Source organism: Rhodobacter sp. NTK016B (genome assembly GCF_017303295.1).
Lineage (GTDB): Bacteria > Pseudomonadota > Alphaproteobacteria > Rhodobacterales > Rhodobacteraceae > Pararhodobacter.
The window spans coordinates 80,948-93,427 of sequence record NZ_JAFKOK010000003.1 but is presented as its reverse complement, the minus strand read 5'-3'; the positions used below and the strand labels follow the sequence as shown (position 1 = coordinate 93,427).

The following is a 12,480-nucleotide window of genomic DNA, read 5'->3' as shown; positions in this document are numbered from 1 at the left end:
CACGCGTGCGTTGAACGTCGCGTCGGACAACTTCGCCCTTTCCGCGCCCCTCTGGCACGGGTATCCCTGCAAGACAAGAGGAGTGAGATCCATGTCCAGCCCCCAATCCGGCGGCAATGCCAGCCTCAAGGGACCGATGCTTATGGTGGCCGCGATGGGCGGTTTCGCCATCGAGGACGCGTTCATCAAGACGCTCTCGGCCAGTGTCCCGCCGGGCGAAGTCGGGCTGGCGCTGGGACTGGGCGGCGCGCTGGCCTTCTGGATCGCCATGCGCCGCAAGGGCGAGCGGTTTCTCGACCCCCGCGCGATCCGTGGCGCGGCGCTGGTGCGCAACGTGATGGAGATGTGCGCGGCCATGTGCATGATCACCGCCGTCGCGCTGGTGCCGCTGAGCGTGGTCTCGTCGATCCTGCAGGCCATGCCGCTGGCGGTGACGCTGGGCGCGGCGGTTGTGCTGAAAGAGGCCGTAGGCTGGCGGCGCTGGACCGCGATCCTCGTGGGTTTCGCGGGCGTGCTGCTGATCCTGCGGCCCGGCACACAAGGCTTCGATGCGCGCGCGCTGATCCCGCTGGCGGCGGTGTTCTTCCTCAGCGCCCGCGACATCGCCACACGCAAGGTCGATCCGTCGCTGACCTCGATGCAATTGTCGGCCTGGGGCTTTTTCGCTGTCGTGCCGGGCGGCATCCTGTTGTTGTTCATCCGGGGCGAGACGCTGGTCATGCCGACTGCGCTGCAGGCGCTGCTCATGGCGCTGACCGTGGCCTTCGGCATGGCTGCCTATGTCATGCTGGTGATGTCGACGCGGCTGGGCGATATCGCATCGACCACGCCCTTCCGCTACGCGCGGCTGGTCTTCGCCATGATGATCGGCGTGATCGTTTTCGGCGAGCGCCCCGATGCGCTGACGCTGATCGGCTCGGGCGTGATCGTGGCGGCCGGGCTCTATACCCTGATGCGAGAAATCCGGCTCAACCGGAAACCGGTACCGACCACGGAAACGGCAACCCTGCCCTGATGTGGCGATCGGGCGCTACCGGCAGCGGTAACGCCATCGGGGCGCCCTTTCATCGCCACAAGCGCTGCCGTATAGAGACGCCAACCAATTTCCAATGAGGCGCATCATGACCACCATTCTCGACATTGTCGGCCGCGAGATCCTCGACAGCCGGGGCAACCCCACGGTCGAGGTCGACGTGATCCTGGAAGACGGCTCGATGGGCCGCGCCGCCGTGCCCTCGGGCGCGTCGACGGGCGCGCATGAGGCGGTCGAGCGCCGCGACGGCGACAAGGCGCGCTACATGGGCAAGGGCGTCCTGCACGCCGTCGCCGCCGTCAACGGCGAGCTGGCCGAAGCGCTGGTGGGCGCGGATGCGACCGATCAGGTGGGCATCGACCGCGCGATGATCGAACTCGACGGCACCGCCAACAAGGGCCGTCTGGGCGCGAACGCGATCCTCGGCGTGTCGCTTGCCGTGGCCAAGGCAGCCGCCGATGCCTGCGGTCAGCCGCTGTATCGCTATGTCGGCGGCACCTCGGCCCGGATCCTGCCGGTGCCAATGATGAACATCATCAATGGCGGCGAACATGCCGACAACCCGATCGACATTCAGGAATTCATGATCATGCCGGTCAGCGCGGGCAATATCCGCGACGCCGTGCGCATGGGGTCGGAAGTCTTCCACACGCTGAAGAAAGAACTGACCGCCGCCGGCCTGTCGACCGGTCTGGGCGACGAGGGCGGGTTTGCGCCGAATCTCAGCTCGACCACCGCCGCGCTGGACCTGATCCTGAAATCCATCGAGAAAGCCGGCTACAAGCCGGGCGAGGATATCTACCTCGCGCTCGACTGCGCCTCGACCGAGTATTTCAAGGACGGCAAATACGAGATGAAGGGCGAAGGCCTGTCGCTCTCGTCGGAAGAGAATGCCGATTATCTGGCGAAGCTCTGCGCGCAATACCCGATCATCTCGATCGAAGACGGCATGTCCGAAGATGACTGGGAAGGCTGGAAAATCCTGACCGACAAGCTGGGCGACAAGGTTCAGCTGGTGGGCGACGATCTTTTCGTGACCAACCCCGTCCGTCTGGCCGAGGGCATCAAGGCCGGCGTCGCCAACTCGATGCTGGTCAAGGTGAACCAGATCGGCTCGCTCTCGGAAACGCTGCAAGCCGTCGATATGGCCCATCGCGCGCGCTACACCAACGTGATGTCGCACCGCTCGGGCGAGACCGAGGATTCGACCATCGCCGATCTGGCCGTGGCCACCAATTGCGGGCAGATCAAGACCGGCTCGCTGGCGCGCTCGGACCGGCTGGCCAAGTATAACCAGCTGATCCGTATCGAGGAAATGCTGGGCGACGTCGCGGAATTTGCCGGGCGCTCGATCCTGAAGGGCTGAACGGCTTTTCCGCATTGAAAGGCGCCGCGTGGGGAAGCCCGCGCGGCGTTTTCCGTTTTATCCGGGCATGGGCGGCGCAAGCGCGTCCCCGCAGCCGGGTTTATTTCATTAAAATTGTATCTGTTAGGGAAGTGTTAAGCGAGATCGGCTTAGCTGGGTGGCAACACGCCCGGTTTCGCGGGTTCATTCTCTCGATAAATCGCGGAGCCGGGGCACAGCAACGACAATAACGGTTTTCCGTTGATGAGGAGTTCACGATGACAAGCGTCCTCTCGCCGATCTCTCCGACGATGCCGCCCACAATACGCGACACCGCCGGCTCACCGCCGCCCAGTGCCCCGGGCAACGCGCCGACCAATGCCGCGCCGGTCACGGCCACCGTAACGGCCCGCGCGCCACAGCCGGTCAATGCCGTCAACCGCCCCGAGATCGCGCGCAATCAGACACTCCCTGAACGGCCCGTCGAACGACCGGTCGGTCCGCCGCCCGCCTTCGACATCAACGTGTTGCAGGATATTCGCTCTCGCCTGAACGCCCCGCCTGAAATGCCGCCCGCCGCGAAAGAGGCGCCACCCGAACCCACCGCGCGCGAGGTGCCCGACGACGAACCGCCCGGCAGCGGCGACGAAGCCGACCCGCCGCGAGAGGCGCCGGACGACCGCCCCGCGTCGAAGCGCGAGCCGGTGGACCTGCCCGATGAGGTCCTGCGCAGCGCGCCCGTCCTCGGCACCGGCCCCGAACCGCCCCATGCGCTGGACAAGAAGGTCTGACGCTGCGCACAGCGGGTACATGGGGGTTGGGCTCGGCTCATAACGGGCAATGTCGGTCTTTCGGGAAAACAAGGCGTCGGCAGCGGCTGAGACGCGTGCGTCGGGTTCGGAAGAGGACAGGTTTAGGCAGTCGAGCCCTGGAACCGACGCCTCTGGCCTGCGGCAAGCGCCCTTAGCCTCGCAGCCTCGCAGCCTCGCAGCCTCGCAGCCTCGCAGCCTCGCAGCCTCGCAGCCTGAATGTGTCGCCTCCCTGCCGGTGGCAAGGGCTTTGACGGAGCCGCGAAACTTGCTGCGGGCCTCAGGCTTCATCCCAATCGCCATTGAAAACCGGGGCTGCCGGATCCGTGACCGGCCCCGTCAGAAATGTCGCGGCGTTCTGCTCACCTGCATCCCGTGACCGCGTCAAAGCCACCCTCAAGACACGCCGCCATTCTCGAGACTTACCCGATACGCTAGGCTCCGGCGCGGTAACTGCCGGAGCCCGCGATGACGGAACGCCCCGTTCTGCGCCGCGCCCTGATCGGGCTGGGCGTCGCGACCCTTGTCGGGCTGACCGCGCTGGCTGTCACCATCGTCTGGCTGCTGCGCGGCACGCCGCTTCGCGGCGCCGATTTCACTCCCCAAGCATGGCACGATGCGTGGCGGTGTAGCGGGCTGGGGCCCGGCGATTGCGCGATGCGGCGGGCGGAATGCCATCGCGGGCCGATGCTGCAGAGCCTGCTCGACGGCCCCCTGTCGCAATCTGACCTCAACCGCGAAAGCGTCGCGACCTTGCTGGGCGTCCCTAACGGTCACTCGATGATAAACGAAGGCGGCCGAATGCGCAGCTGCGACATCTGGCTGCTGGGGGTTTGCAGGGGCATAGGCATTGACGAAGACGCACTCTATGTCTGCTTCGACCCCGACGGCGCCCTGACCAGCGCCGGACATCTTCGCAACTAACCCCCTTGCCCGCACGTAAAAAACCGGCGCACCACGACGGGTACGCCGGTGGGGAGGGGTTCGGTCAGCGAGATCAGGCGCTCATTCGGCGGCGCTGACCATCGGGTTGTTGGGGTGTTCCGTCCAGTCGCCTTTCTCGGCAGGAACGGTCTTGCCCGTGCGTTCGTCCACCGCGCCGGGGGCCACGCGCTTCATGGTGATGCAATCGTCGACCGGGCAGACATTGACGCACAGATTGCAGGCCACGCATTCGCTGTCATCGACCTCGAAGACCCGTCCCTCTTTCATCAGGATCGCCTGATGCGAGGTATCCTCGCACGCCGCATAACAGCGCCCGCACGAGATGCACTTGTCCTGATCGATCACCGCCTTGGTGACGTAGTTGAGGTTCAGATACTGCCAATCGGTGACATTGGGCACCGCGCGGCGCGAGACCTGATCGACCGAGGTGAAGCCCTTCTTGTCCATCCACAGCGACAGACCCGCCGTCATCTCCTTGATGATGCCGAAACCATAGGTCATCGCAGCCGTGCAGACCTGCACATTGCCCGCCCCCAGCGTCAGGAACTCGGCCGCATCGCGCCATGTATTGACGCCGCCGATGCCGGAAATGGGCAGGTCGGCCGTTTCCGGGTCGCGCGCGATCTCGGCCACCATGTTCAGCGCAATGGGCTTCACCGCCGGACCACAATAGCCGCCATGCGTGCCCTTGCCGTCGATCGTGGGCTCGGGCGCGAAATCATCCAGATCGACCGAGGTGATCGAGTTGATCGTGTTGATCAGCGAGACCGCATCCGCCCCACCGCGCTTGGCCGCCTGAGCAGGTTTGCGCACATCGGTGATGTTGGGCGTGAGCTTCACGATCACCGGCATGCGGGTGTTCTGCTTGCACCAGCGCGCGATCATCTCGATCAGATCGGGGTTCTGGCCGACAGCCGCGCCCATGCCCCGCTCGGACATGCCGTGCGGGCAGCCGCAATTCAGCTCGATCCCGTCGGCGCCGGTTTCTTCGACCAGCGGCAGGATCGCCTTCCACGCCTCTTCGACGCAGGGCACCATGATCGAGGCGATCAGCGCGCGGTCGGGATAGTCGCGCTTGACCATCTTCATCTCGCGCAGGTTCACCTCAAGCGGGCGGTCGGTGATCAGCTCGATATTGTTGAGCCCCAGAAGCCGCCGATCCGCGCCCCAGATCGCGCCATAGCGCGGTCCGTTGACATTGACGACGGGCGGCCCCTCTTCGCCCAGCGTTTTCCACACGACACCGCCCCATCCGGCCTCGAAGGCGCGGCGGACATTGTATTCCTTGTCGGTAGGCGGGGCCGAAGCCAGCCAGAACGGGTTGGGGGATTTGATACCGACGAAATTCGAAGTCAGGTCAGCCATTTGTCACTCCTCGGACGCGATCAGCGTCGCATATTCTTCCAGCAGCGGCCCGAAGGCCTCGGGCGGCGGGAAGTGTTCGAACTTGTGCCGGGCGGGGGTCTCCGCCCAGGGGAGTTTCTCGGAGGTGCAGGTTTCCATCAGGGGCACGAAGCCTGACGGGTCGTCAAGCATGGTCGGACGCAGGTTCAGGAACTCCATGCCCGGAATGCGGGTAAAGACCCAAGACAGGCATTCGGCGCAGTGGATATGCATGAGATCGGGCGATTTCATGCCGCCCTGCACCACCGCGCCCTGCAGCAGCGTGAACCCTGTTACCGGCACCATCAGTGTGGTGGAAAAGGCGCTGCCCGACATCTTCTGGCAGCCCCGGCAATGGCAGGCCGCGCTCGCGATCGGCTGTTCCGTGACGCGAAAGCGCAGCGCGCCACAGCGACAGCCGCCATCGGCAGGCAGGGCCAGCGCCCGTGGAACGGGCCGGTCAGAGGCGCCCGCGGTCATGCCGACAATGCCGCGTGGATGTCCATCGCCGCATCGCGACCCTGCGCCACGCCGGTGACGGTCAGATCCTCGCCGCCCTGTGCGCAATCGCCGCCCGCCCAGACACCCGCGACCGAGGTACGGCCAGTGGCGTCGATGACGATCTTGCCGCGGTCGATATCAAGCGCGTCCGGCGCGCCCTCAAGCGTCTGACCGATGGCCTTGAAGACCTGATCGGCCTGCAGGGTGAAGGTCTCGCCGGTCTGTTCCAGCCCTTTGGGGCCTGCCTTGGTATAGGCGAATTCGACCGCTTCGACCTTGCCATTGCCGGTGATCTTGAGCGGCATCGCGTTGGTCAGGATCGTCACGCCTTCGGTCGCGGCATGGTCGAGCTCATATTCCGAAGCGCCCATCGCGTCCCGGTCGCGGCGATAGACCATGTGGACATGCTCGGCGCCCAGAAGGCGCGATTGCACGGCGGCATCAACCGCCGTCATACCGCCGCCGATCACCACGACATGGCGCCCGATGGGCAGGGCGGATTTGTCCTTGGCCTGACGCAGCTCGGCGATGAAATCGACGGCGTCGCGCACGCCCTCCAGATCCTCGCCGTCGGCCCGCAGGGCGTTAACCCCGGCAAGGCCCATGCCCAGGAAAACGGCGTCATACTCGGCTTTCAGCCCGTCGAGCGTGATGTCGCGTCCCAGCGCGCTGCCGGTCTGGATGGTGATGCCGCCGATCCGCAAAAGCCAGTCGACCTCGGCCTGCGCAATCCCGTTGGCGGCCTTGTAGGCGGCGATCCCGTATTCGTTGAGCCCGCCGGGCTTCGGCCGGGCCTCGTGGATCACCACGTCATGGCCCAGCATGGCGAGCCGGTGCGCACAGGCCAGACCGGCGGGACCGGCGCCGATCACCGCCACGCGCTTGCCGCTGGGGGCGGCGCGGGTGAAGGGATGCTCGTTGGCCTCGAGAAGCCCGTCGGTCGCATAGCGCTGCAGGCGCCCGATCTCGACCGGGTTGCCCTCGGCCTCGTTGCGCACGCAGACGCCTTCGCACAGCGTCTCGGTCGGACAGACCCGCGCGCACATCGAACCGAGGATGTTCTGATCGAAGATCGTCCGCGCGGCGGCGTCGGGCATCCCGGCCTGAATCTGACGGATGAAAAGCGGGATGTCGATATCGGTCGGACAGGCGGTGATGCAGGGCGCATCATGGCAGAAATAACAGCGGTCGGCGGCGACGCGGGCTTCGTGATCGTCAAGGATCGGGTGCAGATCGTCGAAATGCGCGGCAAGCGTCGCGTCGTCCAGACGCGCGGCGACGATGCCGTCGGTCTGAGGGCTATGGGTCACGGGCTACCTCCGGGTTGGCTGGGCGGGTTGGCTGGTGTTGTTCTTTTTATGGACCCAGATTGCCACGGATCGAAATTTTATCAACGGGTAAAATTTTTCCGCCGGAATGAAGGCCCTTGAATGCCCAATCCTTGTGCACGGCTGTAGGGTGCGTGCTTGGCACGCACCAATCCGACGCCCGGATACCGGGCGCGGTGCGTGGAAACCACGCACCCTACAGCCGCGCGCCCTCGGGCCGGCCCCTCAGATCCGTTTTGTCACGCCAGCGCGTCGTCCAGCAGCCGCGCCAGCGCCTCGCGCGGGACATCGGCGGTGACGAAGCTCTCGCCGATCGCCCTGGCAAGGATAAAGCGCAGCGTGCCGTCCTGAACCTTCTTGTCCTGCCCCATCAGCGCGATCAGCCCGTCGCGCCCCGGCAGATCGCCGTCTATATCCGACAGCTTGCGCTTCATGCCCATCCGCGCCAGATGCTCGGCGACCCGTTCGGGCGCTTCCTGCGCGCAAAGCCCCAGCCGGGCCGACAGATCGAAGGCCAGCAGACAGCCGATCGCCACCCCTTCGCCGTGCAACAGCCGCTCGGAATAGCCCGTCGCCGCTTCCAGCGCGTGGCCGAACGTATGGCCAAGATTCAGCAGCGCGCGGTCGCCCTGCTCGGTCTCGTCGCGCTCGACGATATCGGCCTTCATCCGCACCGAATGGCGCACCGCTTCCTGCCGAAGTGTCTTGTCACCCGCGGCCATGGCGGGCGCATTGGCATCGAGCCAATCGAAAAACGCGGCATCGCCCAGCAGCCCGTATTTCACCACCTCGCCGTATCCGGCGAGGAAATCGCGCCCCGGCAAGGTATCGAGCGCGTCTATATCGGCCAGAACCAGCGAGGGCTGGTGGAACGCGCCGATCAGGTTCTTGCCCAGGGGCGAATTGATGCCGGTCTTGCCACCGACCGAACTGTCGACCTGCGCCAGAAGCGAGGTCGGGATCTGCACGAAACGCACGCCGCGACGCAGGATGGCGGCGGCAAAGCCCACCAGATCGCCAATCACGCCGCCGCCCAGCGCCACCACGACATCGCCGCGCTCGACCTTCTGCGCGATCAGCCATTCGACGGCCTGTTCGAGATAGCGCCAGCTTTTCGTCGTCTCGCCGGCGGGAAGGATCAGCGCCTCCATCGCCACGCCACCTTCGGCCAGCCCGTTGCGCAGCCCGTCGAGATGCAGCTCGGCCACCGTGGCCTCGGTAACCACGCAGACCCGGTTGCGGCGCAGAAGCGGCGCGATCTCGGCCCCTGCGCGGGCGATCAGCCCCTGACCCACGCGCACGGTATAGGACCGCTCGCCCAACGAGACGCGGACATCGTCGATAGCGGGGGCGGCGGATGGATCATGGCTCATGGGCCGGGCCTCATTCTTCGTCTTGCGGGGTGTCGTCCCGAGGCGCGTCGAAACTCAGCACGTCGGGACGGCGCGCGAGGGCTTCGATCACCTTCTCGGCGGTGGTTTCGATGGCGAAACCGGCCTCTGTCGAGACGATGAGATCGGCCTCGGCATAGGCGGGCTCGCGGTCGGCCATCAGCGCTGCGAGGGTCTGGTAGGGATTGGGGGTGCGCAAAAGCGGACGGGTATCTTTGCGCCGCACCCGCTGCCAGAGCGTGTCGAGATCGGCTTTCAGCCAGACCGACACCCCGGCTTCGGAAATGCGCCTGCGGGTCTCGGCGCGCAGAAAGGCGCCACCGCCCACCGACAGCACGCAGGGCGTGCCATCCAGAAGCCGCGAGATCACCTGCGCTTCCTTGTCGCGAAAGAACGGCTCGCCATCGCGCGCGAATATCTCGGCGATCGAGGCATTCGCGGCGCGCTCGATCTCGGTATCCGAATCGACGAAAGGGACGTCCAGCAGCTGAGCCAGTTCCTTGCCCACCGCCGATTTGCCGGCCCCCATCATGCCGACCATGACCACCGTTTTCTTCAACTGCGGTTCCATAGCCATGGCCCGTCGGGCCGTCCTCCACATCACAAGCTGGCGATTTTTCGCTATGTGGCCCTGAATGGCGTGAACTCACGCCGAGTTCCAGCTATAAATCGCGCGTAAGGCGCAACAGCAAAGACCGGCATCCAGCCGGCAGCGCAAAATCCCGTGCGACGCAAGACGCGCGCACCTGTCAGACGAGGACCGAGCCCCATGCCCCGATACAACGATGGCCCCGGATTCTTTGGCTACCTGTTCCGGCTCATTGTGGTGCTGGTGCTGGTGGGCGGCGTGGGCTTCGTCGCCTTCGCCTATTTCGGCGATCTCGGCCGCACGCCCGAGCCGCGCAGCCTGCCCGTCGATCTGCAACTGGGTTAACCCGGCATGATCACGCGCCACCCGAAGGCCCAAGTCACGCGCCCCGCCCCCCGCCGGATGCTGGGGGTTGCGGCGATGGCCATGGCGCTGAACGCCGCTGCCATGGCGCAGGCTCAGGCCCAGGAAACGGATCCGCCGCAGAACCCGCAGCAGGCGGCCAACGCACCGCTGAACCCGCTCTCGGCCATCGACTGGCTGCGCGACGATGCGCGCCGTCTGCCCGGCGCCTATCCGGTAACCCCGCCGGCGGGCGGCAGCGCAGGCTCAATCTCGGTGCGGGCGCTCGACGCGCTGCGGCCCGAGGCGGTCGGCCTGTTCCCCGCCGCGCGCGTGGGCCTGCCCGAAACCATCTGGGGCCCCACCCCCGGCTCGCAGCTGGCCGAACTGATCGCGGCGTTGCCTGCCGACATGCTGCCCGCCCTGCGCGACATGTCCTACCGGCTCTTGCTGGCCGAGTTCGCGGCCCCGCTGCCCGATGTCCAGCACCCGGTCCGCACGCCCCTGCGCGCCAGCGCGGACCCCGGGGACAGCGCGCCGGTGACGCTGGAAGCCGCCCTGCCCGCCGATCTGAGCGCCGAGGCCGCCCATACCGCCGCGCCCGACTTCCTGCTCGCGCGCATTGACAAGCTGGTGGAATTCGGCGCGCTCGATCAGGCGGCGGCCTTGCTCGACCCGCTGGGATCGGATGCGCCCGTCCTGCGGCTGCGGCGTTTCGATATCGGCCTGCTTCTGGGCGACGAAGACCGCGTCTGCGAGACGATCATCGCCCCGCCGCCGGTCGGCGATGACGCGGCGATGATCTTCTGCCTCGCGCGTTCGGGCGACTGGCCCGCCGCGGCGCAGCTGCACGAAACCGCCCGGGACGAGGGGCGGCTCACGCCTTACATGGCCGATCTGCTCGACAAATTCCTGCACGACGACCCTACGCTGCCCGGCTCTGCCACGATCCTGCCGCCGCCGCCCGGCACACCCGATCCGCTGACATGGCGGCTGCTCGAAGCGGTGGGCGATGCGCAGCCCTCGCTGGGCATGCCGGTCGCCTATGCCCATGCGGACCTGCGCGGCACGCAGGGCTGGCGCACGCAGATCGAAGCGGCCGAGCGGCTGACCCGCGCGGGTGCCATGGCTCCGAACCGGTTGCTGGGCCTTTACACCGAACGCAGCGCGGCGGCCTCGGGCGGGATCTGGGAGCGCGTGCGCGAGGTTCAGCGCCTCGACGCCGCTTTGCGCGATGGCGACGGCGCGGCCGCCTCCGAGGCACTGCTTGCGGCGTGGCCGCTCATTCAGGCGGGCGAGCTGGAAGTGGCGATGGCCACGCTGTTCTCGCAACCGCTGCAACAGCTCGAGCTCACGCCGCAAGCCGCGCGCGTGGCCTTCCGCGCGGGGCTTTTGTCGGAGAATTACGAAACAGTGGCGCTCGGTCTCGACCCCGAGCGCGCCTCGGCCGAAGAGCGTTTCCTTGCCGCCATCGCGCGTGGCATGGACCCGGCGGAAGCCGGCCGGATGCCCGGCCAGCTGGCCGGCGCCGTGGCGGTCGCCTTCGGCCCCGAGCCGCCGGTTTCCGACGAGATGGCCGACCGGCTGGCCGAGGGGCGGCTGGGCGAGGTGATCCTGCGCATCCTCGCCGATCTTGGCGGCCCCGGCGATCCGCGCGTGCTGGCCAATGGTCTGGCCTCGCTGCGTGCGCTGGGGCTCGAAGACATCGCCCGGCGGACTGCACTCGAAAGCTTGCTGCTCGAGCGCAACGGCTGATGCCTGCCCCTGCACCAGAGCCCGCGGCCGACCGGCCTGCAAGCAGCGCGCGCCGGATCTCCGGTTTTCTCGACGCCATCGCCGCCGAGAACGGCGCCGCGCGCAACACGCTTCTGGCTTATGGCCGCGACCTTAGCCACGCCGCCGACTGGCTGGCCGACCGGGGCGAAAGCCTCGACACGGCTGGGCGCGATGTGATCGAAGATTACCTCGTTTCGCTCGATACCGAAGGCCTGTCGCGCGCCACTCGGGCAAGGCGGCTTTCATCGCTCAAGCAATATTTCCGCTTCGCCTATGACGAAGGGATCCGCCCCGACAACCCGGTGCTCAAGATCGACGGGCCGGGCCGCAGCCAGCGCCTGCCGGGCACGCTGTCGGAAGCCGAAGTCTCGCGCCTGCTGGACGCCGCGCGCGATCACGGCCCCGACGCCGCGACCCGCGCGCGCAATGCCTGCCTGTTCGAGCTGCTCTATGCAACCGGCCTGCGGGTGAGCGAACTCGTCTCGTTGCCCGATGCCGCGCTCAGGGGCGCGCCCGAAATGCTGATGGTGCGCGGCAAAGGCGGCAAGGACCGTCTGGTGCCGCTGTCCGACCCCGCGCGCACTGCCGTGGCGATCTGGCTCGCCCATCGCGATGCCGCGCAGGACGCGGCCAAGGCCAAGGGCGCGCCGCCCTCGCGCTTCCTGTTTCCCGCGCGCGGGACCGAGGGGCACCTGAGCCGCGTGCGTTTCCACGCACTGGTCAAGGAGATCGCCGCGCGCGCGGGCCTCGATCCGACCCGCGTCAGCCCGCATGTGCTGCGCCACGCCTTCGCCACGCATCTGCTCGCGGGCGGCGCCGATCTGCGGGTGATCCAGACGCTTCTGGGCCATGCCGATCTGGGCACGACCGAGATCTATACCCATGTGCTCGACGAACGCCTGCGCCAGCTGGTGATGGACCACCACCCGCTCGCCCGCGACTGACCCCCCGGGGCAAGCGCGGGCGCAAGCGCGCCGCCCTGCCCCTTCACTTTGCTCCAAATACTCAAGAAACGCCCGGCCCCCATGCGGCCGGCAA

12 protein-coding genes are annotated in these 12,480 nt (G+C 67.0%); 7 read left to right on the top strand and 5 right to left on the bottom strand.

The genetic code is table 11. The features are described from left to right. Positions 1–91: 91 nt before the first annotated feature. From JI664_RS04810 to JI664_RS04795, 4 genes are all read left to right on the top strand, one after another. On the top strand, positions 92–1,015 hold the full coding sequence (locus tag JI664_RS04810) for a DMT family transporter (protein WP_207012595.1): 924 nt from the start codon (positions 92–94) through the stop codon (positions 1,013–1,015). A gap of 106 nt (positions 1,016–1,121) precedes the next feature. Further along, positions 1,122–2,399 (top strand): phosphopyruvate hydratase, encoded by a 1,278-nt coding sequence (gene eno / locus JI664_RS04805; protein WP_207012594.1) that lies wholly within the window; start codon positions 1,122–1,124, stop codon positions 2,397–2,399. A 257-nt stretch (positions 2,400–2,656) separates the two neighbouring features. Further along, on the top strand, positions 2,657–3,169 hold the full coding sequence (locus tag JI664_RS04800; protein WP_207012593.1) for a hypothetical protein: 513 nt from the start codon (positions 2,657–2,659) through the stop codon (positions 3,167–3,169). A gap of 486 nt (positions 3,170–3,655) precedes the next feature. Next, positions 3,656–4,111, top strand: a complete 456-nt coding sequence (locus JI664_RS04795; RefSeq protein ID WP_207012592.1) for a hypothetical protein — start codon at positions 3,656–3,658, stop codon at positions 4,109–4,111. A gap of 81 nt (positions 4,112–4,192) precedes the next feature. Here the strand turns inward: JI664_RS04795 and preA are convergent, their stop codons facing one another. The 5 genes from preA to JI664_RS04770 all read right to left on the bottom strand — a co-directional run bounded on the left by preA (position 4,193) and on the right by JI664_RS04770 (position 9,312). Further along, positions 4,193–5,497, bottom strand: a complete 1,305-nt coding sequence (gene preA, locus JI664_RS04790; protein ID WP_207012591.1) for an NAD-dependent dihydropyrimidine dehydrogenase subunit PreA — start codon at positions 5,495–5,497, stop codon at positions 4,193–4,195. Between the two features lie 3 nt (positions 5,498–5,500). After that, positions 5,501–5,995: a GFA family protein gene (locus JI664_RS04785; RefSeq protein WP_207012590.1), complete on the bottom strand. Its 495-nt coding sequence runs from the start codon at positions 5,993–5,995 to the stop codon at positions 5,501–5,503. Then, the gene (locus JI664_RS04780) at positions 5,992–7,326 is read right to left on the bottom strand and encodes an NAD(P)-dependent oxidoreductase (RefSeq protein ID WP_207012589.1); all 1,335 of its coding nucleotides are present in this window, start codon (positions 7,324–7,326) and stop codon (positions 5,992–5,994) included. Before JI664_RS04780 ends, JI664_RS04785 begins: the two co-directional genes overlap by 4 nt. Positions 7,327–7,583: 257 nt before the next feature. Then, positions 7,584–8,717, bottom strand: coding sequence for a 3-dehydroquinate synthase (gene aroB, locus JI664_RS04775; protein WP_207012588.1), 1,134 nt, complete (start codon positions 8,715–8,717; stop codon positions 7,584–7,586). A 10-nt stretch (positions 8,718–8,727) separates the two neighbouring features. Continuing rightward, positions 8,728–9,312 carry a shikimate kinase gene (locus tag JI664_RS04770; protein WP_286173854.1) on the bottom strand — a complete coding sequence of 195 codons (585 nt, stop codon included), beginning with the start codon at positions 9,310–9,312 and terminating at the stop codon, positions 8,728–8,730. Positions 9,313–9,504: 192 nt separating this feature from the next. On the opposite strand from JI664_RS04770, the gene JI664_RS04765 reads away from it, so the two are divergent. The 3 genes from JI664_RS04765 to JI664_RS04755 are packed head-to-tail and all read left to right on the top strand — an operon-like array spanning position 9,505 to position 12,386. After that, a complete protein-coding gene (locus tag JI664_RS04765; RefSeq protein WP_168192297.1) occupies positions 9,505–9,669 on the top strand; it encodes a hypothetical protein in 165 nt (54 codons plus the stop codon). Between the two features lie 6 nt (positions 9,670–9,675). Beyond that, complete coding sequence (locus tag JI664_RS04760) at positions 9,676–11,421, top strand: hypothetical protein (protein WP_207012586.1); 1,746 nt, start codon at positions 9,676–9,678, stop codon at positions 11,419–11,421. Next, positions 11,421–12,386 carry a site-specific tyrosine recombinase XerD gene (locus tag JI664_RS04755; RefSeq protein ID WP_207012585.1) on the top strand — a complete coding sequence of 322 codons (966 nt, stop codon included), beginning with the start codon at positions 11,421–11,423 and terminating at the stop codon, positions 12,384–12,386. The genes JI664_RS04760 and JI664_RS04755 overlap by 1 nt, the downstream gene beginning before the upstream one ends. Positions 12,387–12,480 lie beyond the last annotated feature (94 nt).